This window comes from Flavimaribacter sediminis (genome assembly GCF_019492055.1).
In the GTDB taxonomy this organism is placed as follows: Bacteria; Pseudomonadota; Alphaproteobacteria; order Rhizobiales; family Rhizobiaceae; genus Flavimaribacter; species Flavimaribacter sediminis.
This window is the reverse complement of sequence record NZ_JAICBX010000005.1, coordinates 405031-429393: the sequence shown is the minus strand read 5'-3', so window position 1 is coordinate 429393 and position 24363 is coordinate 405031. Positions and strand designations below refer to the sequence as shown.

At 61.1% G+C, this 24363-nt stretch carries 24 protein-coding genes and 1 pseudogene; 15 read left to right on the top strand and 10 right to left on the bottom strand.

What is annotated here, in order from left to right:
• Window positions 1-36: 36 nt before the first annotated feature.
• Genes K1W69_RS23970 through K1W69_RS23960 form a run of 3 tightly spaced genes read right to left on the bottom strand, consistent with a single transcriptional unit; the run spans window position 37 to window position 2884 of the window.
• The gene (locus tag K1W69_RS23970) at window positions 37-924 is read right to left on the bottom strand and encodes an intradiol ring-cleavage dioxygenase (RefSeq protein ID WP_220230979.1); all 888 of its coding nucleotides are present in this window, start codon (window positions 922-924) and stop codon (window positions 37-39) included.
• A gap of 29 nt (window positions 925-953) precedes the next feature.
• Window positions 954-2021: a maleylacetate reductase gene (locus K1W69_RS23965; protein ID WP_370688301.1), complete on the bottom strand. Its 1068-nt coding sequence runs from the start codon at window positions 2019-2021 to the stop codon at window positions 954-956.
• Window positions 2018-2884, bottom strand: coding sequence for a dioxygenase family protein (locus K1W69_RS23960; protein ID WP_220230977.1), 867 nt, complete (start codon window positions 2882-2884; stop codon window positions 2018-2020). Before K1W69_RS23960 ends, K1W69_RS23965 begins: the two co-directional genes overlap by 4 nt.
• A 100-nt stretch (window positions 2885-2984) precedes the next feature.
• Here K1W69_RS23960 and K1W69_RS23955 point away from each other — a divergent pair, with 100 nt between their 5' ends.
• Window positions 2985-3935: a LysR family transcriptional regulator gene (locus K1W69_RS23955; protein WP_220230976.1), complete on the top strand. Its 951-nt coding sequence runs from the start codon at window positions 2985-2987 to the stop codon at window positions 3933-3935.
• A gap of 53 nt (window positions 3936-3988) precedes the next feature.
• Here the strand turns inward: K1W69_RS23955 and K1W69_RS23950 are convergent.
• Window positions 3989-4166 (bottom strand): annotated as a pseudogene (locus K1W69_RS23950) (ABC transporter substrate-binding protein); the annotation flags it as partial.
• Between the two features lie 336 nt (window positions 4167-4502).
• Here K1W69_RS23950 and K1W69_RS23945 point away from each other — a divergent pair.
• The 9 genes from K1W69_RS23945 to K1W69_RS23905 all read left to right on the top strand — a co-directional run bounded on the left by K1W69_RS23945 (window position 4503) and on the right by K1W69_RS23905 (window position 13525).
• Window positions 4503-5648 carry a M20 aminoacylase family protein gene (locus tag K1W69_RS23945; protein ID WP_220230974.1) on the top strand — a complete coding sequence of 382 codons (1146 nt, stop codon included), beginning with the start codon at window positions 4503-4505 and terminating at the stop codon, window positions 5646-5648.
• Window positions 5649-5692: 44 nt separating this feature from the next.
• The gene (locus tag K1W69_RS23940) at window positions 5693-6208 is read left to right on the top strand and encodes a MarR family winged helix-turn-helix transcriptional regulator (protein WP_220230973.1); all 516 of its coding nucleotides are present in this window, start codon (window positions 5693-5695) and stop codon (window positions 6206-6208) included.
• A gap of 86 nt (window positions 6209-6294) precedes the next feature.
• The gene (locus K1W69_RS23935) at window positions 6295-7404 is read left to right on the top strand and encodes a type 2 periplasmic-binding domain-containing protein (RefSeq protein WP_220230972.1); all 1110 of its coding nucleotides are present in this window, start codon (window positions 6295-6297) and stop codon (window positions 7402-7404) included.
• A 15-nt stretch (window positions 7405-7419) separates the two neighbouring features.
• Window positions 7420-8112, top strand: a complete 693-nt coding sequence (locus tag K1W69_RS23930; protein WP_258571315.1) for an aspartate/glutamate racemase family protein — start codon at window positions 7420-7422, stop codon at window positions 8110-8112.
• Window positions 8109-9122 (top strand): zinc-binding dehydrogenase, encoded by a 1014-nt coding sequence (locus tag K1W69_RS23925; RefSeq protein WP_220230970.1) that lies wholly within the window; start codon window positions 8109-8111, stop codon window positions 9120-9122. The genes K1W69_RS23930 and K1W69_RS23925 overlap by 4 nt, the downstream gene beginning before the upstream one ends.
• Complete coding sequence (locus K1W69_RS23920; protein ID WP_220230969.1) at window positions 9119-10921, top strand: AMP-binding protein; 1803 nt, start codon at window positions 9119-9121, stop codon at window positions 10919-10921. The genes K1W69_RS23925 and K1W69_RS23920 overlap by 4 nt, the downstream gene beginning before the upstream one ends.
• Window positions 10914-11774, top strand: coding sequence for a VOC family protein (locus tag K1W69_RS23915; RefSeq protein ID WP_220230968.1), 861 nt, complete (start codon window positions 10914-10916; stop codon window positions 11772-11774). Before K1W69_RS23920 ends, K1W69_RS23915 begins: the two co-directional genes overlap by 8 nt.
• Window positions 11758-12243, top strand: a complete 486-nt coding sequence (locus K1W69_RS23910) for a TRAP transporter small permease (RefSeq protein WP_220230967.1) — start codon at window positions 11758-11760, stop codon at window positions 12241-12243. The genes K1W69_RS23915 and K1W69_RS23910 overlap by 17 nt, the downstream gene beginning before the upstream one ends.
• A complete protein-coding gene (locus K1W69_RS23905) occupies window positions 12230-13525 on the top strand; it encodes a TRAP transporter large permease (protein WP_220230966.1) in 1296 nt (431 codons plus the stop codon). Before K1W69_RS23910 ends, K1W69_RS23905 begins: the two co-directional genes overlap by 14 nt.
• Window positions 13526-13565: 40 nt before the next feature.
• Here the strand turns inward: K1W69_RS23905 and pobA are convergent, their stop codons facing one another.
• Window positions 13566-14738, bottom strand: coding sequence for a 4-hydroxybenzoate 3-monooxygenase (pobA, locus tag K1W69_RS23900; protein WP_220230965.1), 1173 nt, complete (start codon window positions 14736-14738; stop codon window positions 13566-13568).
• A gap of 94 nt (window positions 14739-14832) precedes the next feature.
• On the opposite strand from pobA, the gene K1W69_RS23895 reads away from it, so the two are divergent.
• The gene (locus K1W69_RS23895; protein WP_220230964.1) at window positions 14833-15723 is read left to right on the top strand and encodes a helix-turn-helix domain-containing protein; all 891 of its coding nucleotides are present in this window, start codon (window positions 14833-14835) and stop codon (window positions 15721-15723) included.
• A 24-nt stretch (window positions 15724-15747) separates the two neighbouring features.
• On the opposite strand, the gene K1W69_RS23890 is transcribed toward K1W69_RS23895, so the two are convergent.
• Window positions 15748-16662: a LysR family transcriptional regulator gene (locus K1W69_RS23890; protein WP_220230963.1), complete on the bottom strand. Its 915-nt coding sequence runs from the start codon at window positions 16660-16662 to the stop codon at window positions 15748-15750.
• Window positions 16663-16791: 129 nt separating this feature from the next.
• Between K1W69_RS23890 and K1W69_RS23885 the strand changes: the two genes are divergently transcribed.
• Complete coding sequence (locus K1W69_RS23885) at window positions 16792-17721, top strand: VOC family protein (RefSeq protein WP_220230962.1); 930 nt, start codon at window positions 16792-16794, stop codon at window positions 17719-17721.
• Between the two features lie 51 nt (window positions 17722-17772).
• Entirely contained in the window at window positions 17773-18390 is a 618-nt protein-coding gene (locus K1W69_RS23880) for an alpha/beta hydrolase (protein ID WP_220230961.1), read from the top strand.
• 71 nt (window positions 18391-18461) lie between these two features.
• Here the strand turns inward: K1W69_RS23880 and K1W69_RS23875 are convergent, their stop codons facing one another.
• From K1W69_RS23875 to K1W69_RS23860, 4 genes are all read right to left on the bottom strand, one after another.
• A complete protein-coding gene (locus K1W69_RS23875; RefSeq protein ID WP_220230960.1) occupies window positions 18462-18827 on the bottom strand; it encodes a hypothetical protein in 366 nt (121 codons plus the stop codon).
• A complete protein-coding gene (locus K1W69_RS23870) occupies window positions 18824-19684 on the bottom strand; it encodes a DODA-type extradiol aromatic ring-opening family dioxygenase (protein WP_220230959.1) in 861 nt (286 codons plus the stop codon). The genes K1W69_RS23875 and K1W69_RS23870 overlap by 4 nt, the downstream gene beginning before the upstream one ends.
• A 64-nt stretch (window positions 19685-19748) precedes the next feature.
• A complete protein-coding gene (locus K1W69_RS23865) occupies window positions 19749-21263 on the bottom strand; it encodes an amidohydrolase family protein (protein WP_258571314.1) in 1515 nt (504 codons plus the stop codon).
• A gap of 28 nt (window positions 21264-21291) precedes the next feature.
• Window positions 21292-22239 (bottom strand): IclR family transcriptional regulator domain-containing protein, encoded by a 948-nt coding sequence (locus K1W69_RS23860; RefSeq protein WP_258571313.1) that lies wholly within the window; start codon window positions 22237-22239, stop codon window positions 21292-21294.
• A 140-nt stretch (window positions 22240-22379) separates the two neighbouring features.
• Between K1W69_RS23860 and K1W69_RS23855 the strand changes: the two genes are divergently transcribed.
• Complete coding sequence (locus K1W69_RS23855; protein ID WP_220230958.1) at window positions 22380-23201, top strand: citryl-CoA lyase; 822 nt, start codon at window positions 22380-22382, stop codon at window positions 23199-23201.
• Window positions 23202-23204: 3 nt separating this feature from the next.
• Complete coding sequence (locus K1W69_RS23850; protein ID WP_220230957.1) at window positions 23205-24350, top strand: CaiB/BaiF CoA transferase family protein; 1146 nt, start codon at window positions 23205-23207, stop codon at window positions 24348-24350.
• Window positions 24351-24363 lie beyond the last annotated feature (13 nt).

Below are 24363 nucleotides of genomic sequence, written 5' to 3'. Positions count from 1 at the left end.
GTCTCCGGCGCCAGAGATTTTCCGACGCCCGGAGAATCACGCGCCGCTGGTTCTCGCCAGCACGAAGTCGTGTTCGACCTCCCAGAAACCGTTGTCGAAGTCCAGTTCCTTCGAGCGCGCCGCATCCTCGATCCATTTGAACTCCGCGAGCAGGCTTTTCTTCACTCCGAACACGGCGTCGGAATTGATGTACCGATCATCGGGATCGAAGATGTGGGTGGTCAGTGTCTCGAACCCTTCGCAGTTGATGATGTAGTGCAGATGCGCCGGTCGGTAGGGGTGGCGGCCAAGGGCGCCGAGCAATTTTCCGACCGGGCCGTCATCCGGAATGGGATAGAATTTAGGCTTGACGGCGCGGAACCAGTAGCGACCGTCCGGGCCGGTCCTGAAGACGCCGCGCAGGTTGAAATCCGGCTGGATGCCCTTCTGCTGCACGTCGTAGAAGCCTTCGTCATTGGCCTGCCAGACATCGATCACCGCATCGGCGATCGGCTCGCCCGCGGTGTCGAGAATGCGGCCGCTGACCACCATGTCCTCGCCTTTCTGGTCAAGACAGATATTCGCGCCCATTTCGAGTTCCGGCGCTCCCTCGACGTGAAAGGGGCCGAGCACGGTTGATTCCGAGGCGCCGGAAGGTTTTCTGTTGTTGATCGCGTCGACCAGCATCGAGACGCCGAGAATGTCCGACAGCAGAATGAATTCCTGACGCCATTCGTTGCACATATGGCCGGTTTGGGTGAGGAACATGATCGCCTTGAACCACTCGTCCTGGGTCGGCTCGATCTCCTTGACGGCCTCATGCAGCTTTCGGGTGACGACTTCCATGATGAATTTCAGTCGTTCGTCCTCCGCCTTCGCGTTTCGTATTGTAACGACCTCGACGGAGTCTTCCTCAGTGAAGTATCCCTGTTCCTGCGTATCCATTTTTCTCTCCCGGCGTATTTTATGTCTTGTCAATTTGAAGGTTCGCGGCCGTCGAAGGCGTCCTGCAGCAACTGCCGGATGGCTTCGCGTTCGACGGGGCGCGGGTTTTCGTAAGGGTTTTCGACGGCGATGTCGGCCGCCTTGTCCAGATCGGCCTCGGTCAGGCCAAGATCAACAAGCCGCGTCGGCGCTTCGATTCGCTTTGCGAGATCGTACAGGCCCTGGCCGGGCTTCATGCCGAAGATGTCCTGAAGCGGCTGCAGCAGTCCAGGCGCGGCGACGGCGTTGTAGGCGATGGTGTGCGGCAGCATGATCGCATGCGTTTCCGCATGCGGGGTATCGAAGGTTCCGCCGAGCGTGTGGCAGATCTTGTGATGCAGCGCCATGGCGACGCCGCCAAGCACGATCCCGGACAGCCAGGCCGCATATTGCGCCAGCTTTCTGGCTTCAGGATCCTGCGGCTTTTCAACGATCGCGGGAAGCGCCTGGCTGAATGCGCGGATGGATTCGACGGCGAGCAGGCTGATCACCGGGTTGCGGTTCGAGGCGTAAAGCCCTTCCGCGGAATGGGCGACTGCGTTCAGACCCGACGTCACGCTCATGGCGACAGGGAGGGACAATGTCAGATCGATGTCGTAAATCACCGTCTCCGGCAGGATAGACGGGTCGCGCCGGGTCGTCTTTCGTCCACCTTGCGTTTCGCCGAGGATGTCGGTCATTTCAGAACCGGCATAGGTCGTGGGGATGACCACCTGGTCTGCTCCGGTGCGAGTGGCGATCGCCTTGCCGAGGCCAGTCGTCGATCCGCCGCCGAGCGAGACGACGCAATCCGCGCCGGATGTTCTGAAGGCCTCGAGGGCGGCTTCTGTGACGGAGACCGGCGTATGCATCGCCGCGCCGGAAAACACGCCGGCGCCAAGGAATCCGAGCTTGTCCGACAGGTCTCGCGCCTGCTCCTCCTGCTGTGGCGTCGACAGAACCAGCGCGCTTTTGCTGCCCAGTCTCTCGATTTCCTCTCCGGTTCTTGCGAGCGACCCTGCGCCGAAAACCACGCGGGAGGTAATGCCGGGGAATACGAAAGAATCGGGAAGCTTCACGATGCCTGCTCCTGTGTTTTGTCGGTGGCCATGACGAAGGAATACGCCAGTTCCCATTCGCCGGCGCCGGATTTGCGGAATTCTCCCACAAGATCGCGCCGCACGCCAAGAATGGCGTCTTGCGTGAGAGAAGGATCATCCGCGTCGAAGATCTGGGTGACCAGGGTCTGATATCCTTGTGCGGATATTCGGAAATGCAAGTGCGCGGGTCGGGTCAACGGATAGTCCAGCCTTTGCAGGAGCCTGCCGACCGGACCATCACAGGGAATGTTGTAACCGCCCGGCTTGACCGTCCTGAATATGAAGCCGCCGTCGTCGTCGCAGACGAACTTGCCGCGCAAATTGAATTCCGGCTGCAAATCCGGTTGCTGGTTCTCGAATATTCCGTCTGCATTGGGCTGCCAGACCTCCAGAAGGGCGCCGGCGAGAGGATTTCCGTCAAGATCGGTGACGCGACCGTGAACAGTCAGCGGTTCGCCCCTGGCGTCGAGCGATATGGAGGCGCCGCGCGGCAGTATCGGCGCGTCCGCCCTGTAGAAGGGGCCACGCGGCGTATTGGACGTAGCGCCCGCCGGACGAACGCTGTTCATGGTTTCGACGAGCGTGGAAACGCCGAGAACGTCGAACAGAAGAACCCATTCCTGCCGATGATCTTCCGTGGCGTGGCCGACATCCGTCAGGAACGCGACGATTTCGCGCAATTCTTCGCGGGAGGGCCGCAACTCGCTGACAAGCGCGTGGATATGCGAAACGATCCCCGACACGGCGACGCCCAGCCGGTCGTTTTCGGGACGCAGCCGGCCGGAAATCACGGCCGATGCGTTCCGTTCGTTGAAATCGAGATTGTCCGACACCGGCCTCATCACTCCTCCGTGCGTTGGTCACGCGTGATGCAGTTCGGATTGTATCGCCGGAATGCAATCTGGATTATGATTTTCTTCCGACTTAATATAACAATCTGTTATGAAGCTGGATGAAAGACACCTCGTGCAACTGGCGGCCGTCGTGCAGGCGGGCGGCGTGACGGAGGGCGCAGCGGCTCTCGGCATCTCGCAGCCGGCGATATCCCGCACGCTCTCGCAACTGGAAAAACGGCTTGGCGAACCGCTTTTCGTGCGGGGAAAGAGGCCGCTTGTACCGACGCAACTCGGCAAGGCGCTGGCGGAGCACGGCCAGATCATCCTGTCGGCGTCGCGCGCAGCCTCCGAAGTCATCGACAGTTTTCGCAGAGGAACGAGCGGCGTAGTGCGAGTGGGCGGCAGTCCGTTCTTCATGGATGGCCTGATCGCGCGCATGATCGCCGGCTTCCAGGACCGCTATCCGGACATCAGCGTCGAACAGTCCTACGGCTATCTCACGGAGCTGAGGGCTTTGCTCCAGTCCGGCCGGATCGACGTCGCGGTCTGTCCGGTCGATGTTCTGGACGAGGGTTCGGGGCTTGAATTCAGTGAAATTCTGCCCGGCAGGAACGTCGTCGCGTGCTCGTCGACGCATCCGCTTCTGATCAAGCGCAAACCGACCTCCGGCGATCTGCTTGAGTATCCGTGGATCGCGCCGCCGCCGGGAAGTCCGCTTCTGGCCGACCTGCGCTCCATTCTGCATTCCCTGGGCGTCGCGGAGATAAAAATCCGCTTTTCAGGTGGTTCGCTCGCCAGTGTGCTCAATTACATGACGGCGTCAAACGCGTTGACCGTTCTGCCGCACAGTGTCGTCTTCGCCTTTCGCAAGGAGGGCCAGATCACGGCGCTTCCGATCAATATCCCGCATCCCGACCGCTCCCTCGGGCTGCTTCGCCTGTCAGCGGCGCCGCGCATTCCGGCGGTCGACGCCTTTGCAGGCCATATCGCCGAAGCCTTCGCGGATCTCGGCCAACTGATCAAGCGTCACGAGCAGGCGATCGTCTGGGGCGCCTGAACCGGTGCGGGGACTTCATGAATGGCGTCGGCGTCAGACAGTTAAAGCGCGAAGGCGATTGGCATCGGCGCAAGCAGATGCGCCGCCTCGAACTGGCCGATCGCCATGCGGTCGCGCACATTCGCCCAGGAGGTTTCCCTCTTCCTCCGCGAAGCCGCATTCACGCGCGGCAACGAGAATGACGCTGTCGGTAAGCGGCAGGAAAGCGGCGGTGATATCGGTCGCGGTCATGTCAGGCCTCCGTCTCCGAGCAGATCGGCGGCAACGATCAGGCTTTGCGCCACATCGCTGATCTCGCGGACCGAATTGTCATCGATGACCAGGACGGAAGGCATGCGGATCGTCATGCCTATATTTTGCGCATGCGAAGAAAATGTGCAATGCAAAACATATACGGGCTGGTTCAGTTCCAGATCAACTTTTGTAGCCATGAGATGCAGAGGCGACGGAATGCTCAAGGAGTGAGTCCGGCCGGCTTTGCAGGTCGAGACGACATCAAAACGTTGACAGCGTGCACTCAAGAGCGTTGAAAGTTGTCAACTATGTTTACGATTCTGGAGATTGCGGATGAATACCGAAATTGCGGCGGACACTGAGCGGCTGGTTGAGCTTCGTCGTGACCTGCATCGCTGGCCGGAGATCGGGTTCAACGAGCAGAGAACATCTGCTCTTGTCGCCGGGAGGCTTTCGGAACTCGGATGGACGGTAACGACGGGGCTTGCCGGAACGGGCGTCGTCGGCGTCATGCAGAATGGCGACGGGCCTGCCATCGGCATAAGGGCGGACATGGACGCCCTGCCAATGCAGGAGGCGAGCGGACGAGCCTGGGCTTCCAAAACCGAGGGCATGTTTCATGGTTGCGGCCATGACGGCCACACGACCATTTTGCTTGCCCTGGCCGAGCATCTCGCCTCACGACAGCAGTTTCGCGGTACTGTCGTGTTGATTTTCCAGCCGGCCGAGGAGGGACTCGGCGGCGGACGGGTGATGGTTGAGGAAGGCCTGTTCGATCGCTTTCCTTGCGGCGCCGTCTATGGGTTTCACAACATGCCGCTATTGCCGCTTGGCAAAGCGGTGGTGAAAGCCGGACCTTCCATGGCCTCGCAGGATGAGTTCAAGGTGACGTTCCGCGGCAAGGGTGGACATGCGGCGATGCCGCATATGTCGCGGGACGCTGTGCTTGCAACGGCGGAGGCGACCATGGCGCTGCAGGGTCTGATATCGCGCGAAACGGATCCGCATGCGGCAGCGGTCCTGAGCGTGACCGAAATCCATTCCGGCACAACGCACAACGTCATTCCCGAGGACGGTTGGCTCGGCGGCACGGTGCGAACGCTTGATCAGGCGGTGCGCAAATCGCTGGAAGAGGGGCTGCGGCGCGTCTGTTCGGGCGTGGCGGGCGCGCGCAACGTGAACGCTGAAATCGACTATCATCACGGGTATCCAGTGCTGGTCAACGATCCAGCCTGCGCGGAGAACCTGCGCCAGGCCGTCAACAAGGCTCTTGGTCCTGACACGCTCGACGATGCATTCCAGCCATTGCTTGCAGCCGAGGATTTCGCCTACATGCTGAATGAGCGACCCGGCGCCTATGTCCTCCTGGGGCAGCGCGACGACGAACACACTGCGATGGTGCACAATCCCGCCTATGATTTCAACGACAGGCTGATACCCATTGCAACACAGGTTCTCGCCGCTCTGGTCGAGGATTAGCCGAGGTCGGCGTACACGGACTGTGAAGCAGGTAAAGGTATGGAATGAGCAAGACGCAGCCGCAAAAGAATATTCTGGATGATGCAATTCTGGAAGACATGCGGCGACGCAATCTCGGTCGCCTTCTGGATGAAGTGCACGTCGGCTTCGACCGGCATGCGCTGAGTTATCTCCATGCAGCCGGTTATCCCGATATCACCGCCGCGCATACCCATGTCCTGCGGACCATGCGTATTGAAGGGGACAGTATTACCCGCATGGCCGAGAACGCCGGCATTTCAAAACAGGCCATGAGCAAGCTTGTCGCCGCATTTGAAAAGATGGGCTTCGTCGAATGGCGCACAGTTGAGGGCGGACTGGCGCGGCTCGTTCATGCAACCGAAGAAGGACGCCGCCTGCTTTCGGTCGGTATCGAAGCCTTGCAGGAGGCGGAAGCCGCCTATTTTAGTGAACTGTCGGAGGCGGAACGGGAAGTTCTCCGCGATTTATTGCTGCGCGCCGCCACGTCGGCGGACGCCGCCACCGGACGTTCATCCGCCTGGCGACGGCGACGCGCATAAAAAATCGTCAACATAGTTGACAATTTTTCGAGTCCAGTCCATCTTTCCATTCGGCGGCGAACGATCGCTGAAAAGGAGAGGCGTTGATGTCGAAATTCATGAAGAGAATTGGTGTTGCACTGGCATTGGGCCTGGCGGCTTCACCCGTATTCGCCGAGACGCTGACGTATGGTTCCGGCGTGCCCGAACGCTCATCGGCCAACAGGGCGGGCGTACTTCCGCTGCTGGACAAGATTTCCGAGGCAACCGAAGGCGACGTAACCTTCACGCCGGTGCTGGGCGGGCAATTGGTGTCCATTCCCGGCGCGCTGCAGAGTATTGCCGACGGCGTCGTCGACAGCGGTTTCTTTATTACCCAGTTTCATCCGGCTGAACTTCCGGCCGCCTCTCTCATGTCCGAAGTAACCGGACTGGGGATCGACCCCTACGCAACGATGGGCGCCTTGAACGAAGCTTTCTTCGTGGTCTGTGAACAGTGCCGCGAGGACTTTCGCAAGATTGGCGTCGTTCCGGCCCTGATCCAGTCCGCCACGCCGCTGACGATGCAATGCACGACCGAGGTCTCGTCGATGGACGACCTGGCCGGGCTGAAGGTTGCGACGATCGGGCGTCCCGAGATGCGCTGGGCGACGTCGATTGGCATGACGCCGGTGCGCACGTCGATTTCCGACATCCTTTCAGGCCTGCAACTCGGCGCCACGGACTGTGCGCTCATCGGAACCGCCTGGATTCGCAGTTATGGCCTCGATGACACGATCAAGTCTGTCATCGAAATGCCGCAGGGCATCATCTCGGGCGCCGTGCCGCTGGCCTTCAACGCCGGATCGTGGGAGTCTATCCCGGAAGAAGTTCGTCAGAAGATAGTCGATCTGATGCCCGCCACGCTCTGGGACTATGTGACCGGCGCCTATGTCGACTCTGACGCTGCGGTCAAGGAATCGCTGGCCGGTAAGGTGACCTTCAGTCCTGGCGACGAGGCGCTCGCAGAAGCCTGGGCGGCGTTCTACGCCGGGGAAGCGGCCGCGTTGAAGGAAGTGGCTGAATCCCGGGGCATCGAAAATGCCGATGAACTGATCGACCAGGTCGTCGAGGTCTTCCGTGTCTGGCACGACGAACTCCTGCCGGAGTTCGAAGGCGACAGGGAAGCGTTCATCAAGATCGCAAACGATCGCATCTTCTCGAAATACGACTTCTGATCGGTCACAAATCGAATGCGTCCGGTTGGTCTGGTGGGCGGGATGAGCTGGCGCTCTACCGCCCTCTACTATCGCATGCTCAACGAAATGTCCGAGGCGCGCCACGGCAGTCTCGAAAACACCGCGAGCATAGTCGTGACGCTGCCATTCGCCCCGCTCGTCGCGGCGATGGAGAGAGGCGATAGCGACGCGGTCTCCAGCCGGATAGCCGAGGCGGCGAGCCAGCTTGAGGCCGCCGGCGCCGGCTGTGTCCTGCTGACCGCTTTCACGGCGCATTTTGCAGTCGACGTGGTGCGCGACGCGATTTCGATCCCTTTGATCGATGTCGGCGACGCGCTTGCACAAGTCTGTCGTGACCGAAAGCTGGACCGGGTCGGAATGCTTGGCACGACCTATACGCTGGAATCCGGTCATGTGGCTGGGCGGCTGGCGGCGAACGGGATTGAGGCGCTTCTGCCGGAGCCCAAGCTGGCGACGCGCGTCAATGCGATGATCCAGGGAGAACTGACGAGGGGATCTCTCTCGGAGACAGGGGGCGGGATCTTCGATGAAGCGGTCGATCACCTTGCAGGTCGCGGAGCACAGGCGGTTGCGCTCGCCTGTACGGAATTGCCCCTGCTCTTGCCAAGGACGTCGCAGGTTCCGCTCATCGACGGGGTAGAGGCGCATGTCGCATTCGCCCTTTCTGCAATGGAGAAGAAGGCATGAAGGCATTATATTTCGAGCAGCACGGCGATATCGATGCTCTGAAATACGGCGACATCGAAACACCGGTTCCGGCGCCGGGATGGGCGTTGCTTCGCATGAAGGCGGCCTCGCTGAACTATCTCGACGTCTTTACGCTGCGCGGCATGCCAGGCATCAAGGTTCCCTTTCCGATGATAACGGGCGGGGATTGCGCCGCCGAAATCGTCGAGATCAACGGCGATGCTTGCGATTGGGCGGTCGGCCAGAGGGTGCTCGTCAATCCCGCCCATATCGACGACAAGTCGGGTCATTTCGAAATGATGGGCGAGACGCGACCCGGAGCGCTTGCCGAATACGTCACCGCGCGAGTGGAGCAATTGATCCCCATACCTGACGGTGTCAGCGACGCTCAGGCGGCTTCGCTGCCGGTCGCCTACGCCACCGCCTATCGCATGCTGGTCACGCGCGGCCGGGCGGCGGCGGGCGAATCCATTCTGATACTGGGCGCCAGCGGCGGCGTAGGAACGGCCTGTGTTCTCATCGCAAAAATGCTGGGCATGACTGTGACGGCGGCCGCTGGATCAGAAGACAAGTGCAAACGGCTGATCGAGCTGGGCGCCGACGAAGCCTATGATTATTCAGCGGAGCCGGTCGACGCCTATACGCGACGCACCACGGGATCCCTGTTTCGCGGCGGCGGGTTCGATGTCGTGGTGAATTTCACCGGCGGTGAAACCTGGCCGCAATCGCTGCGCTCCGTCAAGCGCGGCGGACGACTGCTGACCTGCGGCGCGACCGCCGGCTTCGATCCGAAGACCGACTTGCGTTTCATATTCATGTCGGAAATGGACATTCTCGGCTCCACAGGATTTACTGAAGAAGAAATCGTCGCCTGTCTCGATCTGGTCGCGGAAGGCAAGCTTGACCCGGTTATAGACAAGACTCTGCCGCTTTCGCGCGCCGCCAAAGGCGTCGCCATGCTTCGCGACCGCAAGGTCTTTGGCAAGGTTATCGTGGCGCCGGACGCATGACCGACAAACCTGTTTTTGATGGTCCGGAATCGGTAGCGTGCGTCGAACGCGAACCCCTTGAGCATTGGCTGCAAGGCTCGACCGTTCCCGACATCGTGCTGAATATCGGTAAAGCGCAGGGGGCGGCGCTCGCCCACCGTTTTCTAGCGACCCCCGACGGCCCGCCCATAAACCAGAGCTTTTCGGATATTGCGATACGCACACAACGCTATGCCGCCGCCTTTGCTTCCGCACCGGAGAAACCGGTCGTGGCAAGCCTGCTGCCGGCGCTGCCCGAAGCCTTGCCGCTCGGCTATGCGGCGATGTGGGCCGGGATCTATCTGCCGATCAATCCGTTTCTGGAGCCAGGCGCGATCATCGGGATGCTGGAAAGCACCGGCGCTCGCATTCTGCTTGCCGAGGGGCGCTCCGGCAAACAGGGCGTGGCGGAAAAATTGGGCGCCATCAGCGCGGCGTTGCCTGACCTTGAGATTATTCTCTGTGGTGAAGAGGAAGGCGAGGGCCGTCTGGAAGAGTGGATTGAAGGCAAGGAGTCGGCGCCGCCGCCCATGCCCGAACCCTCTGATGTCGCCGCCTATTTTCATACCGGCGGCACGACAGGCCTTCCGAAAATCGCCCGCCTAACCCACGCCAATCTCGCCTATATGGCCTTTCTTGCCGGTTGGGGCGGGGATATGCGCGACGGGGACGTCATCCTGTGCGGGATGCCGCTGTTTCATGTCGGCGGCCTGATCTTCGGCGGACTGGCGCCATTCGCCGCCGGAGCCAGCGTCGTTCAGCTTGGCCGCGCCGGCTATCGCGACCGGGCGATGATCGAAGGGCTGTGGGAGATCGCCAGGCGCGAGGGCGCCGATATCCTGTTCGGACCGCCGACGGTCGCAATCGCTGCGATCGACCTGTTCAAACCGCCTGCGCCGCCGAACGTGCGGCACTGGGTGTCTTCCGCGGCGCCGCTTCCCGCCGCGACGCATCGCAGATTTACCGAAACGACGGGAATTGCCGTGAAGGAGGCCTGGGGGCTGACCGAAGCGAGCCTCGTCCTTACGTTTATGCCGGCGCTCGGCGAAAGCCGTCCGGGCTCGGTTGGCGTCAGGCTGCCTTATTGCGAACTGGGAATTGTCTCCCTGACGCCAGGGGCTGGCCCGGCAAAAGCAGGCGAGGCCGGTGTGATCATGGGCCGCTCGCCCGGGCTGTTCGCCGGCTATCTCGGACGCGACACGGATGGCCTTGAAACCGCGCCGGGTCTCGGCGACGGGCGCTGGCTCAATACCGGCGATGTCGGATATTTCGACGAGGACGGCTATCTGTTCATTACAGGACGGGCGAAGGACATGATCCTGCGCGGCGGTCATAACATCGACCCCGCGACCATCGAGGAGGCGTTCGGCGCGCTCGACGACGTGTCTGCGGTCGCCGCGGTCGGTCGTCCCGACAAAAGGGTGGGTGAATTGCCGGTGTGCTACGTCACCGCGGCGCCCGGAAAATCCGTCGACCCGTCCGATCTGCTCGCCCGCGCGGTGACCATGATCGCAGAGCGGGCGGCGCATCCGAAGGCTGTTCATGTGCTTGCCGCCATGCCGCTGACAGCGGTGGGCAAGATCGACAAGGTCGCCTTGCGCAGGGACGCCGCCGTACGCGCGGTTCGTGAGGCGTTGCCAGCAGCCGACATCGTATCGGCGCGGACCGACAGCAGCGGCCGGATCGTGATGTCGCTGTCTCCTGTTCCGGAAAACGCGAGCGTAGTGCTGTCTTCACTCGGCCTTGTGCTGGCCGAAGAAAGGGATCAAGCTGATGACTGACAAGATACTGGCCATTGACCACCTGATGATTCACGTCGCTGACAGCGAGGAAGCCGGGACCGTTTTCGAAAGGTTGGGTTTTATTGCAACACCGAAGAGCGATTTGCCGGGCCTGTCTAACCGCCTGATCTGCTTCGGTGATACGCCTCACGAACGCGGCGTGTGCAACTATATCGAGTTGATGGCTCTGGAGAACCCCGCGATCTCGCCGCCGCCCATGCCGCAACTGCTTAGAGAGTACGGTCCGGTTTCGACGGTGCTGTCGGTCGATGACGCCCACGCGGTTCATGCGCGCCTCATCGCGGAGGGAATAAAGATAGGTCCGGTTTTCGATCTGCAACGCGACTGGACGCTTCCAGACGGTTCGGTCGTCACGCCGGCCTTTACTGTCGCGATCCCGGAACTTGGTCAGGCGCCGGTCTACTGGAACTATTGCCTTCACAAGACCGCGCAGCATTACATCCGGCAGGAATTCATCGAACATCCGAACAGCGCCCTGTCATTCGATGAAGTCTATGTGGTCGTCGATGATCCTGAAGCCGCCGCCGCGCATTATGTCGAGCACTGGCAGGCTCAGCGTGAGGGCGACCGGCTCTTGCTGCCTGACGGGCCGGCCCTGCGGCTTTTGAGCAAGGACGAGATCGGGGCTGTCCTGCCGGCTGAGTTGATCGAAAGCGAGAGTTCCGGCATCAAGGCCATGCGTGTCCTGGTGGCAGATCTCGACATGGCGAAAGCTGTGATCGCGAAAGCCGGTGTGACGACTGTTCCGGTCGCGAGCGGCTTCGCGGTAAAGGCTTCCGATGCGGCGGGCTGCGCACTCCTGTTTGAGGAGCGTCATGAACCGGATCGGTAGATGGGCGGCGCAAGCCGGTCAGTGGCTCGCCGTCGCAGCCCTGGTTGCGATGATGATCCATCTCGGCGCTGATATCCTGCTGCTCAATCTCGCAGCGCGACCGCTTGACGGAACCCTGGAGGTTGTCGCCGGGCTCTATATGCCTTTCGTCGTTTTCGCAGCGCTGTCGGCCACGCATCTGAACCGGGAGGAAATCCGGGTCGATCTCGTCGGTAATTTCCTGCCGCAAACCGCTGTAATGTTCCTGGACCGGGCCGCTCAACTGCTCATGGCGATTTGCGCCGCGGCGCTGGCCTGGCTGACCGCCAGTCATGCAATGCGGGCCTTCGACATCGGCCAGCGCATCGAAGCCGGCTCTCTCGTCATTCCGCTCTGGCCGGGAAAGGCGATTGTCACCGCCGGTTTTGTGCTTCTTGCTGTCGCGGCTCTGGTCCGCCTGTTTGGAAAGGCAGACAATGGGTCCGTTTGAGACAGGCGGGACGGTTCTGGTCGCCGCCCTTTTGATGATCTTCCTGCGCGTTCCGGTCGGGCTTTCTTTGGGTCTCGCCGCGTTCGGAGGCGCGTTTGCGCTGTTGCCTGCGACAGCTGCGATCAGCCTGATGAGCCGGGTTCCGTACGAGTTTACGGCGAGCTGGGAATTTGCAGCGGTGCCCCTGTTTCTCGCCATGGGCACGATCATCACCCGGTCGGGCATGGCCGATGGCCTGATCATACTGGCGGAAAGAAGCCTGCGGCGACTGCCGGGCGGGCTTGCAATCGCCACGAATTTCGCCGGCGCAGGATTTGGCGCGGCGTCGGGTTCAAGCCTTGCGACGACGGTGGCGCTTGGCCGCATGGCCATCCCGCAGATGCTGCGCGCCGGATACGATCCCGGCCTCGCGACCGCGACGACGGCCTGCGCCGGCACGCTTGCCGCTCTCATTCCGCCGTCAATACCGCTGATCGTCTATGGAATACTGGCGGAGGTCTCCGTCGCGAAACTGTTCTTCGCAGGCATTGTGCCCGGACTTCTGACCGCATTCGCCTATGGCGCAATGATCTATCTGCGCTGCCGGTTCAATCCGGATCTCGCGCCGCGCTCGGAAACGGCGACGGATGAGACCGTGGGATGGAGCGTTGCGACGTTTCCCGTCATAGCGATCGTCATTCTGGGCGGAATCTACGGCGGATATTTTTCGCCGAGCGAAGCGGGCGCCGTGGGCGCGCTGGCCGCCATCGCGCTGGCTTTTTTCCAGCCCGGATTCAACTGGCGTGAACTTGCCCTGGCGCTTGCCGAGGCGGCGCGCCAGACGGCCGCCATTCTGTTTGTCGCCGCGGGCGCCTTCATGCTGACCCGGACCATGGCTTTGACAGGCCTGCCGAACGCGCTCGCCGATCTCGTGCAGACCTGGTCCGTATCGCCGCTTTTGCTGATCCTCGCATCCTCCGTGCTGTTCCTGCTGCTCGGCATGGTGCTCGATCCGTTCGGCGTCATGCTCTTGTCCGTCGCCGTTTTACTGCCGGCCTTCGAACGCCTCGGCTTCGACTTGATCTGGATGGGCATCATCATCGTCAAGTTCATCGAGATCGGGCTCGTCACGCCGCCGGTTGGCCTGAACGTGTTCGCAGCCAAATCAGTGGCGCCGCCTGAAATCGGCCTGACCGTCATCTTCCGCGGCGTGAGCTGGTTTCTGCTCGCAGAGGCTTTCGTGATGGCGATCCTGTTCCTGTTTCCGGCGCTGACGCTGTGGCTGCCGAACAATCTGCTTTGAGGGGACGGCGATAATCGATGTCGACGCCGCTTGAACAGGTTCAGAACGGCAGACCGACGTAATTGGTCGCGAGAGCCGCCTGGGCGTGGCGGTTTTCGCCCAGGAACTCGAACTCGGCTCTCCGCATTCGCTGTTCAAATGCGCCGTCATCCGGGAAATGGTGCAGCAGCGTCGTCATCCACCAACTGAACCGCTCGGCTTTCCAGATCCGCGCCAGGGCCTTTTCCGAATAATGATCGAGGCCGGAGGCGTCCTTTTCGATGATGGCGGCGACCAGCGCTTCGTAGAGGTAGTGAATATCGGAGGCTGCGGTGTTCAGACCCTTCGCGCCGGTTGGCGGCACGATATGCGCGGCGTCGCCGCACAGGAACAGCCGTCCCCAGCGCATCGGCTCCGATACGAAGGATCGCAGCGGCGCGATCGATTTCTCGATCGATGGGCCGGTGACCAGACGATCAGCGGCTTGCGGCGGTATCCGCCGCCTCAGCTCCGACCAGAAATCGTCGTCCGACCACTCTTCCGGGGTGTCAGTCAGGGGAACCTGAACGTAGTAGCGACTGAGCGTGTGGCTGCGCATGGAGCAGAGCGCAAAGCCGCGTTCCGATGTCGCATAGATCAGTTCGTCATGGACCGGCGGCGTATGCGCCAGAATGCCGAGCCAGCCGAACGGATAGGTCTTTTCGTATTCGCGACGGACATTGCTGGGCACGGTCTTTCGACTGACGCCATGGAAGCCGTCGCAGCCGGCAATGTAGTCGCAGTCGATGCGATGCTTTTCGCCATCCGGAGTCGCGTATGTCACATAGGCGGAGTCCGTGTCTGCGTCGTGGATCGTGACCTCGTCAGTCTGGTAGATGATCGGCAGGCCCTCGCTTTCGCGCGCCTCGTAGAGGTCCCGCGTCAGTTCCGTCTGACCGTATACAAGCACATGCGCGCCGGTCAGCGCATCGAAATCGATGCGGATCTCGTCTTGGTCGAAAGAAATGATTGCGCCGTCATGCGGGAGGCCTTCGCGGTCCATGCGTTCACCGACGCCGGCCTGCCGCATCAGGTCCACGAAGCCCCGTTCGAGCACGCCGGCGCGAATGCGGGACAGAACGTGTTCCTTCGTTGTGCGTTCCAGAACGATAGTGTCGATGCCTGCTTTGTGAAGCAGTTGTCCGAGCAACATGCCGGATGGCCCGCCGCCGATAATGCAAACCTGGGTGCGCATTGCGTTTCCTCCCTGACCCTGAATTTGCCCAATCATGATGGCGGACGCAAAAATTGGAATGGACGCATCCTGCAAAAAATAGCATTATTTCACCATGAATCAGATTGTTCCTCCCGCCGAGACCACGAGAACCGGACGCACAGGTTTCGTTCCGGATTTCGAGCTTTACGGCGAAGAAACGGATTTTCCAGACGTTCTTCATTGCGAGCTTCTCAAGGATCGGGCGCCGGCGCATGGCTGGAGAATCACACCCCACCGCCATGGCCGCCTCCATCAATTTTTCCTGATCATGGCGGGCGACGGTCGCTGTCATCTGGACGGCGAAACCTATGAGTTGCGGCAGGGAAGCGTTCTCAATGTGCCTGCCGGCGCCGTGCACAGTTTTTCTTTCGAACCCGGGATCAAGGGTTATGTGCTGACCATTCCCGTCTTTGAGCTTGCCGATGCGCAGGAGCGGCTTCCGCTTGGGTCTTCCGCGCTTGCCGGCTTCTTCAAGGCAAACGCCGACAGGAGCATCGTCGACATGTTCCGGGCGGTTCATTCCGAATTTACCGGACATCGGCAATTGCGCGCGCCTATGCTCAGGGCAATGAGCCGGCAGATCGCCTGTGTCGTCGCCCGTTTGGCGCCCACGGAGGCCGGCCCGGCGCCCGGCGCTGGCAGCGACGCGCGCATACAGCGTTTCGAACTGCTTGTGCGCAATGAGGATACGCGGGGTTGGCGTGTGTCCGACTATGCGCGGGAAGTAGGATTGTCGCCCAATCACCTGATCAGGCTGTGCCGCGCACATTTCGGGGTGAGTCCGCAGCGTTTTATCGAGGATGTGGGGTTTCGCGAAGCGCGCAGAATGCTCGCCTATACACGGATGTCGATCGCCGAGGTGGGTTTCAGCGTCGGCTTTGAAGACCCTTCCTATTTCAGCCGCGCGTTCCGCAAGCGGACCGGCGTGACTCCCAAAGCCTATCGGGAATCCCTCGCGAGTTGACGGCCACACCAGACGCCAGGGAAACTACGATACGGTATTCGCCGGGCTGACGGGCGACGTGACGGTTACGTATTCCTCGAAGTAATCGGAAAACCCCGCTACACGCGGCGGCAATTTCTCGTAGGGCGGATAGTAGAGTGAAAGCCAAAGGAGAGGCGGCGTCCAGTCTGCAAGGATCTGGACAAGGCGCCCGCTCGCAATGGCGTCCTCCACGATGAAACGCGGCAGGAGCGCGGCGCCGCCGTCGCTTTCCACGAGCTGCGCAAGAAGGTCGCCGCTGTTGGCGCTCAACTGGCCGCCTGCGCGTACGCTGCGGGTCTGCCCGTTTCTTCCAAGCAGCCAAGTCTCGTCGCGTCCGGCGGCGCTGAAGGCGTAGCACTGCAGCGGGTCGAGATTTTCCGGGGTTTCGGCGCTCGCGTCTGTAGACCCTGACGCTGTCACCAGAATACGTTCGACCGGGCAGATCCTGCGCCAGATCGTGGACTTGTCGGTCGGCGGTTCCGATATGCGGATCGCCAGATCAAAATCCGCGCCGACGATATCGACGAATTCATCAGACAGGCTCACCGACAGTTCGATGCGCGGATGTTGCGCGCGAAAGCCGGACAATATCGGCGGCAGCAGTTTCAATCCCAGCGACATCGGCGCATTGATGCGCAGCAGACCGGAATCGGCTTCCGCGCCACTGCTGAAATCATTGGCCAGGCTGTCGATGTCCCGCACCAGAGGCTCGACGCGGGCTGCATAGGCGGCGCCCGCCGACGTCAGGGACACCTGCCGGGTGGTTCGCACGAGCAGTTGGGTTCCCAGGCTCTTTTCGAGCGACGAGACCGCCCGTGTGACCGTAGCTGGAGGCGCGCGCAGTTGCCGTGCGGCCTCCGCGAAGCTGCGGTTCCGCGCCACGGCGAGAAATGTCCGGATTGATCCGAGTTCGTCCATTGCTTATTATTTCATTTCCAGCAATAATATCTTGGGTATTATAGCTATTCTAAAAATGCCGCGCCAGTCCCAGATTCCGCTTACAATGATTATCGAAACGCCGTCTGATGACGGCTGGAGGATAGCGAGATGCTGAAACAGATCAGAGGCCTGCACCATGTGACCTCGATGGCCGGCAACGCTGGTGAAAACAATGATTTCTTTACCCGGACGCTGGGTTTGCGACGGGTCAAGAAGACGGTGAATTTCGACGCTCCGGATGTCTATCATCTTTATTATGGCGACGAGGCCGGCACGCCGGGTTCCGTGATGACGTATTTTCCCTTTCCGGACATTGCGCCGGGCAAGCCCGGAACGGGCGAGGTAGGCGAAACCGACTTTGCGATACCGGAAGGCGCACTCTCCTGGTGGCGAGATCGTCTTGTCGCCGACGGCATCGCAGGCCTTGAGGAGGACGAGGCGTTCGGCGCCAAGCGGCTGCGATTCCGGGGACCGGACGGCGAGGGCTTCGCGCTGGTCGAGGCGCCGGACGATGCCCGCCCGCAGTGGACCGGCGCAGGCGTTCCGGACGATGGCGCCATCCGCGGCTTCAGCGGCGCAAGGATGCGGCTTCGCGACATCGGTCCGACAGCAGAATTGCTGCGGTTCATGGGATACGAGGAAACCGAAACCCGCGATGGCATCGTGCGCTTTGTGCTGCCGGGCGGAAACGGCGCCGATACGATCGACCTGGAGGCTCTGCCTTCGGCGCCCGCTGCGCGACAGGGAGCAGGCTCCGTGCACCACATCGCCTACGCGGTTGAGGATCGCGCCGCCCAGCTCGACGTTCGCAAGGCGCTGCTCGACACCGGATACCAGGTGACGCCGGTGATCGACCGCGACTATTTCTGGGCGATCTATTTCCGCACGCCCGGCGGCGTGCTGTTCGAGGTGGCGACCAACGAGCCCGGTTTCGACCGGGACGAGGATACGGCGCATCTGGGCGAGGCCCTGAAACTGCCGACGCGCTACGAACCGCTTCGAGCGAAAATCGAGGCGCATCTGCCGCCGCTTGATTGAAACCCCGCGGGCAGGGCTTTGGCCCTGCCTTGCTCACCGATGGAGGTGGATATGTCTCTCGACGCCTACACCTATCGAAAGCACGAACCCCGCCCGGGCGCGCCGCTGGTGTTCGCCTTTCACGGCACCGGGGGGAACGAGAACCAGTTTTTCGACCTCGTCCGGCAAATGCTTCCCGACGCAGGCGTGATCGCGCCGCGCGGCGATGTTTCGGAAGACGGTGCGAACCGCTTCTTCCGACGCACCGGGGAAGGCGTATACGATATGGAGGATCTTGCCCGGCGAACAGAAAAGATGACCGGCTTCGTGCGCGCCCAGAAGGAAATTCATCCGGATTCGCCGATCTATGGTCTCGGCTATTCCAATGGCGCCAATATACTGGCGTCCGTGATTTTCCAGGAGCCGGCGCTGTTCAAGGCCGCCGCGCTCATGCATCCGCTGATTCCGTGGAGGCCGGAGCCCGATGCGCGTCTGGCCGGACTGAATGTTCTGATTTCAGCCGGCAAAAAGGACCCGATCTGTCCGTGGAACATGACAAGCCGGCTGGTCGACTATTTCGAAGCGCAGGGAAGCGCCGTCGAAACCAGCGTGCAGCCGGGCGGGCACGAGGTAATGCAGACGGAATTGCAGGACGTCGCGGCGTTTCTGGCGCGGCAGGCGGTTGCGTAAGCAGATACTTCAAAACAGAAAGGCCAGTCCTGGTCGACCGGCCTTTCTCGCCCAGACACGCCGCTTACCGATCAGGTCTCGACGGAGGGATATTCCTTGCCGCGCCAGTGCTGCAGTTTGCTCGCAAATTCGCGTTGGAAGGATAGCGGACCGTTCTTTTCCATATACGGCTCGTCGTAGATGCCGATGAAGATCGTCAGGTTGAGAAAGAAATGCGCGCCCATTTCGAAAAGCGCGACATAGTCGTGATTGACCAGCGCTTCGCGTTCCTTGTCGGTAAAACCGTGGACCGTGGACATCTCGGCGTCATTGAGCTTCGGTCCGATGGACTGCTCCCAGGTCGCGACGAAAGTCCGGGGATCCTCCGTGTAGCGCTTCAGATAGTCCGGATCACGGTCAACGGTGAAGAGAAACTTGTCGACCCAATATTTGCTCATGCCGCCTGCTCCTTCGGGTACCAGGTGAAATAGGCTTCCATCGTATGGAAGAGGTCCAGATTATCGACATAGTCGGCGCCTTCGGGGCCGGCCACGCCGAGCATCAGGATGAAGTTCAGGAAGCCGTGGGTGGCGTTGCCGCTCTGCGCCATGCTTTCATGCGTTACGTTTTCCAGGATAGCGTCGACATCGCCGGCTCGCAGCCACTCGATCGCCTGCCGGTCGAACTCCGGGTCCGGGCCCGTTTCCATGAACTGGCGTGGACCGCCAAGCTCCAGAGAAAGATGTCCGGTGCCGATCGCCGCTACGCGAAGGTCCGACGGGTAGTCGTCGATCGCCTTTCGGATCGCCCGGCCGAGATCATAGAAGCGTTTCGGCGAATGCAGGGGCGGAGCGAAGATGTTCGTGTAGATTGGAACGACGGGCAGATCGTTCTGCGGCCGCACGGTGATGATCGGGCAGATGATCGAATGGTCGATCTTCAGTTCGTTGGAAAAGGCGAAGTCGAAATTCTGGTCCATCAGCGACTGATGCATGAAGCGCGACATGTCCTCGTCGCCTTCCAGAACATAGGTCGGGATGCCGAATTCACGAATCTCGTTATAAAAGGTCGCGTCGTACCGCGGCGCCTTGCCGATCAGAAACTGCGGGCAGTTGTCAAGGAATATCTGGTGAAAATGGTCAGAGCCAACCATCACGAGGATGTCGGGTTCAGCGCGGGCCAACGTCTCGCGATAGGCCTCGACCTTCCGCTTCCACTCGGGCGCTTCCGGCATTTGTTGCTCGGGCGGCATTGTGGTCGCCTTGAGATAAAACGGATGGTGTGTCGATGCCAGTGTGGCGACAAGTTTGGCCAATTTCGTGCTCCTTCCCTTGGGCGTTGCCGGGAGCGGGCCTGGCCGGCCCGCCCCCGTTTTTCAACTATGCGAACAGATTGCGTTCGACGCCGGCGGCTTCGAACAGGTAATCGCGGCTCTGCTCCAGCTCCGACGTGAGGCGCGGAACGTCGAAGCCCAGCAGCTGGCCTTTCCATTTCTTCACCTTGCCGGCGACGATCACCGAATCAACGTTGCTGCGCTCCATCAGCGTGACGATGGCGCCGGGAACATTATTGAGCGGCGCCACATTGATCGCCTCGGAATCGAGCAGGATGATGTCGGCCTCCTTGCCCGGCGTGAGCGAGCCGATCTTGCTGTCGAGCTTCAGCCCCTTGGCGCCGCCCATGGTCGCCGCCTTGACAGCGTCGAGCGTGGTCATCAGCTCCGGATAGTCTTCGCCGGCCAGGGCCTTTGCATTTGCTTCCATGCGCTGCAGCGTCACCAGACCGCGCATCTGGGTGAACATGTCGGCCGTCATGGTGCATTCGACGTCCGACGAGAGCGAGATGTCCATTCCCATATCAATGGCTTTCTGGATCGGCGGCGTACCGTGACGCATGTGCATCTCGATCGGCACGGCAAGCGAAACATGCGCGCCGGCGTCGGCGGCGTGTTTCCACCCGTCTTCCGACATGCCTGTCATGTGAATGAAGATGTTGTCCGGTCCGAACTGTCCCGCCGCGCCAAGCTCGTCGAAAGTCGGCTGCATGCCGAAGGTGCCGACGACGTGCAGCGCCACTGGCAGGTCCAGTTCGCGGCCGATCTTCCACGACTCCTCGTATCCCGGCAGATAGATCTCTCCGCCCATGACCATGGTCAGCAACTGGTCGTCAGAGGAGAAATACTGCTCCTTGATGCGCCTGGCGTCCTGCGGATATTTGGCTCTGTCGCCCCATCCTTCGAAATAACCGAAAACGGCGCGGCGGCCGGCGTCTCCAAGCGCCTCGATCGCGGCGTCTGAATGCTCCGGAGAATGATGGATCTGGCTGACGTCCATGACCGTGGTCACGCCGGCGTCGAGTTGCGCTATCGAGCCGAACAGCTCGTTGATGTAGACGTCCTCCGGCCGGTAGACCAGTGAGAACTTCTGAAGGATCGTATCGTAGTAGTTCTGTTCGTTTGCGGGGCGCCCGTCATTGATGAGGATGCCGTTGGACAACTGGCTGCGCAGCGCCGTCTCGAACTGGTGGTGATGGGTGTCGATGAAGCCGGGCAGGACGATCTTGCCGTCGGCGTTGAGGACAGCGGCGTCGCCGGCGTCGATATTTGCGCCGACCTCGATGATCCTGGAGCCTTCGATCAGAACGTCTCCGACTGCGAAGTTGCCGACGTCGTCGTCCATGGACAGCACCACGCCGCCTTTGATCAGGACGCGGCGGCCCGGTTCGCCGATGCCGTCGGGTAGTGTTTCAGCGGCTGCCTCCTGCGCCGCCGCGTTGCCGGATACCACCAGGCTGGCGGCGGTGGCCGACGCGCCGGCCACCATGCCGACCTTGATGAAGTCTCGTCGTGTCGGGCATGGTAAGTCCGGCTTCCTTGGGTCGCATAGTCTGCACATGGTGTTCCTCCCTGTATCCGTGTGGCAGTCAGCTTCTTATGATCGATTGAAGTACGGGATAGCGGCTGATCTCATGGGCGATGTAGGACGCGGCCTCGCGCAGTTCCGGCAAGCGCTCGCTGACGAGCGATTTCGGCGTCACCTTGCCGGTGTATCCCGAGGTGTTGAGCGCGGCGATCGTCCTGCCATTGAGATCTCTGATCGGCACGGCCAGCGCCGTAATGCCGTAGTCAAGCTGGTCGATGGTTGTCGAATATCCGGTTTCGCGGACCGCGAGGACTTCTTCGCGCAGCTTCGCGGTGTCGGTCAGGGTCATGGATGTCAGCGGCTGTGGCCGGACATTGGCGATGTAACCGTCGAGCGCCTCGTCCGAAAGACCGGCTAGCAGCACGCGGCCGAGCGAGGTTGCGCAGGCCGGGTAACGCGCGCCCACGACGGCGGCCGCGCGGCGAGCTCTTTGAACGCTGTAATGCGCGATGTAGATTACGTCGTCGCCGTCGAGCGTTGCGACCGACGACGCGTCGCCGAAACGGCTCACCAGCTCCCTCAGGCTTGGCTGAATCACCTCGTCAATGCGCGCCGAGAAATAGAAGGCCGATGAAAGCGTCATGACCTTCGGTCTCAAATGAAACCGCTTGTCCTTCAATCCGACGTAACCCAGCGTCTGCAGGGTAATCAGGCTGCGTCGCGCTGTGGCCGGCGACAGGCCGAGCCTGTGGGCGACTTCGCTCAACGTCATCTCGGGATGGGTTGCGTCGAAGGATTCAAGGACCGCCAGTCCCTTGGCCAGGCCTTCCACGAATTCGGCCGGGCGTTCCTCCGATTTCAGATCGGTTATGGTGTCGTTCACGTTCGTTGCTCCTCGTACGGACATGGTCGCGTCTGGCAACTTTATATCACGCAGTCCACCGTGTCCCGAGGCGACCTCGGCGACGATCGTGGCGTCGACGTCCAGCTTCTGGCGGCCGGCCTGCATGCAGCTCCTCCGGTTCCTTCCCCCACAACTTTACCGGCGCGCGCGAGGCGGCAGGATCATTGTGACTTGACGATAGATTAATTGGTCATTAAATTTTCGGCAAGTGCAAATAATTTCGCTAAGCGAAAATGAGGGATGGAATGCGAATTGGCAAGCAAGAGCAGTCATATACGGCGATTGCAACTTCCGATGAAGACAGTATCACGGTAAGGGGTCTGGATCTCTGCGACGATCTGATCGGCAAGATCGACTTCACCGACTACTTTTGGTTGCTCGTTCTTGGCTCGCGTCCGACCCGTGAGCAGCGCGCCATGATGGACGCCTGCCTTGTATCGATCGCAGAACACGGGCTGGTGCCGAGCGTTCAGGCGGCGAGAATGACGCTTGTTTCCGGTCCCGAAGCCTGGCAGGGCGCAATGGCCGCAGGACTCTTGGGTATGGGCAGCGTTGTCGCCGGCAGTTCCGAGATCGCCGGGCGCTATCTCGCCGAGATTATCGAGACGGCTGAAAAGGATGGCGTTGACCTGGAAGCCGCGACGATTGAAAGCCTGAAGGGCCTGAAAGCGGCGCGCAAAAAGGTTCCGGGTCTCGGCCACCCGCAGCACAGCGCCGGCGACCCCCGCGCCAATCGCTTGCTCGAAATCGCGAAGGGCCTCGGCATCGGCGGCAAATATATCGAGACATTGTACTTGTTGGCGAAACATGCGCCGGACATCATGCAGCGGCCGCTGCCGATCAACGTTTCAGGCGCTATCCCCGCGACGATCCTCGACGCCGGCTGGCCGCTCGACGCGCTCAAAGCCGTGCCTCTGCTTGCCCGCGCCGCGGGCCTTTCGGCGCATCTTTACGAGGAATCACAGCGTCCGATCGGGTTCATCATGTCGCACAAGGCCGACCTTGCGATCACCTATGACGGGCCCGGCGCCAGCGATCCGAAAGAGCAGAAATCGGCTCAGGGGTAATCCATGGTCAAGATTCTCAAGGATATCCGGGTCATCGAACTCGGCACCTACATCACCGGTCCCGCAGCGGCGATGCATCTGGCCGATCTCGGCGCCGACGTTATCAAGGTCGAGCGGCCGGAAACCGGCGATCCATTTCGCGCCTTCAAGGGCGGGCTCTATTCGCCGCATTACCAGACATACAACCGCAACAAGCGGTCGATCGCGCTCGATACGAAGAACGCCGACGATATGGCGGTTTTGCTCGACCTGGTTGCCGGAGCCGATGTCTTCATTCAGAACTTCCGGCCTGGCGTCGCTGAAAAGCTCGGCGTTGGCGAAAAGGATCTTCACAAGGTCAATCCTCAGCTGATCTATTGCGCGATTTCCGGCTTCGGTCAGTCGGGTCCCTCACGCGATCGTCCAGCCTTTGATACCGTCGCCCAGGCCGCAAGCGGCTATCTTCGGTTGCTCACGCCGCCAGCCAATCCGCGGGTGATCGGCCCTGCGATCGCCGACGCCGTAACTGGCCAGTATGCGGCGCTCGGAATCATGGCGGCCCTTCTCGAACGCGTAAAAACCGGCAAAGGCCGGCGGCTCGACATATCGATGCTCGAGGCCATGGCGCATTTCAATCTCGACAGTTTTACCCATTATTATTCGGTGGGCGAAGTCATGGGCCCGCTATCGCGCCCGGTCGTTTCGCAAAGCTATACGTTCGAATGCAGCGACGGAAAGTGGATCGCCATCCACATGTCGTCGCCAACGAAATTCTGGGAAGGTCTGCTTGAAGCGACCGGCCAGCAGGCGCTGGCGACGGATCCCCGCTTTTCCGAACGGCTGGAACGCATCAAGCACCAGGACGACTTGATTAAAGTCTTTACGCCGATCTTCCAGTCCGACACGCGCGACGCCTGGTGCGACAAGCTGCTCGCGCATGAGGTGCCGCATTCGCCGGCCTATGATTCCGACGAGGCGCTGGAAGATCCGCAGGCGAAACACCTGAAGCTGGCGGTCAGCACACACCATCCTGAGATGGGTGACTCCACAACTGTGCGCGCACCCTATAGTTTTGATCACGAGCCGGATCTGGATGTCCTGCCGCCGCCAACGCTCGATCAGCACGGCGAAGAGATCCGGAACGAGCTCAAACGCAGTAAGACCGGCTGATCCGGCTTGTCTC

What these genes read in the sequence shown, in the direction of transcription:
- K1W69_RS23925 (WP_220230970.1), top strand. Translation starts at nt 8,109, where the DNA reads ATGAAGGCATTATATTTCGAGCAGCACGGCGATATCGATGCTCTGAAA.
- K1W69_RS23875 (WP_220230960.1), bottom strand. Translation starts at nt 18,827, where the DNA reads ATGAGCAAATATTGGGTCGACAAGTTTCTCTTCACCGTTGACCGTGAT.
- K1W69_RS23885 (WP_220230962.1), top strand. Translation starts at nt 16,792, where the DNA reads ATGCTGAAACAGATCAGAGGCCTGCACCATGTGACCTCGATGGCCGGC.
- K1W69_RS23935 (WP_220230972.1), top strand. Translation starts at nt 6,295, where the DNA reads ATGTCGAAATTCATGAAGAGAATTGGTGTTGCACTGGCATTGGGCCTG.
- K1W69_RS23915 (WP_220230968.1), top strand. Translation starts at nt 10,914, where the DNA reads ATGACTGACAAGATACTGGCCATTGACCACCTGATGATTCACGTCGCT.
- K1W69_RS23905 (WP_220230966.1), top strand. Translation starts at nt 12,230, where the DNA reads ATGGGTCCGTTTGAGACAGGCGGGACGGTTCTGGTCGCCGCCCTTTTG.
- K1W69_RS23880 (WP_220230961.1), top strand. Translation starts at nt 17,773, where the DNA reads ATGTCTCTCGACGCCTACACCTATCGAAAGCACGAACCCCGCCCGGGC.
- K1W69_RS23940 (WP_220230973.1), top strand. Translation starts at nt 5,693, where the DNA reads ATGAGCAAGACGCAGCCGCAAAAGAATATTCTGGATGATGCAATTCTG.
- K1W69_RS23960 (WP_220230977.1), bottom strand. Translation starts at nt 2,884, where the DNA reads ATGAGGCCGGTGTCGGACAATCTCGATTTCAACGAACGGAACGCATCG.
- K1W69_RS23945 (WP_220230974.1), top strand. Translation starts at nt 4,503, where the DNA reads ATGAATACCGAAATTGCGGCGGACACTGAGCGGCTGGTTGAGCTTCGT.
- K1W69_RS23920 (WP_220230969.1), top strand. Translation starts at nt 9,119, where the DNA reads ATGACCGACAAACCTGTTTTTGATGGTCCGGAATCGGTAGCGTGCGTC.
- K1W69_RS23895 (WP_220230964.1), top strand. Translation starts at nt 14,833, where the DNA reads ATGAATCAGATTGTTCCTCCCGCCGAGACCACGAGAACCGGACGCACA.
- K1W69_RS23910 (WP_220230967.1), top strand. Translation starts at nt 11,758, where the DNA reads ATGAACCGGATCGGTAGATGGGCGGCGCAAGCCGGTCAGTGGCTCGCC.
- K1W69_RS23855 (WP_220230958.1), top strand. Translation starts at nt 22,380, where the DNA reads ATGCGAATTGGCAAGCAAGAGCAGTCATATACGGCGATTGCAACTTCC.
- K1W69_RS23850 (WP_220230957.1), top strand. Translation starts at nt 23,205, where the DNA reads ATGGTCAAGATTCTCAAGGATATCCGGGTCATCGAACTCGGCACCTAC.
- K1W69_RS23890 (WP_220230963.1), bottom strand. Translation starts at nt 16,662, where the DNA reads ATGGACGAACTCGGATCAATCCGGACATTTCTCGCCGTGGCGCGGAAC.
- K1W69_RS23930 (WP_258571315.1), top strand. Translation starts at nt 7,420, where the DNA reads ATGCGTCCGGTTGGTCTGGTGGGCGGGATGAGCTGGCGCTCTACCGCC.
- K1W69_RS23970 (WP_220230979.1), bottom strand. Translation starts at nt 924, where the DNA reads ATGGATACGCAGGAACAGGGATACTTCACTGAGGAAGACTCCGTCGAG.
- pobA (WP_220230965.1), bottom strand. Translation starts at nt 14,738, where the DNA reads ATGCGCACCCAGGTTTGCATTATCGGCGGCGGGCCATCCGGCATGTTG.
- K1W69_RS23860 (WP_258571313.1), bottom strand. Translation starts at nt 22,239, where the DNA reads ATGCAGGCCGGCCGCCAGAAGCTGGACGTCGACGCCACGATCGTCGCC.
- K1W69_RS23955 (WP_220230976.1), top strand. Translation starts at nt 2,985, where the DNA reads ATGAAGCTGGATGAAAGACACCTCGTGCAACTGGCGGCCGTCGTGCAG.
- K1W69_RS23865 (WP_258571314.1), bottom strand. Translation starts at nt 21,263, where the DNA reads ATGTGCAGACTATGCGACCCAAGGAAGCCGGACTTACCATGCCCGACA.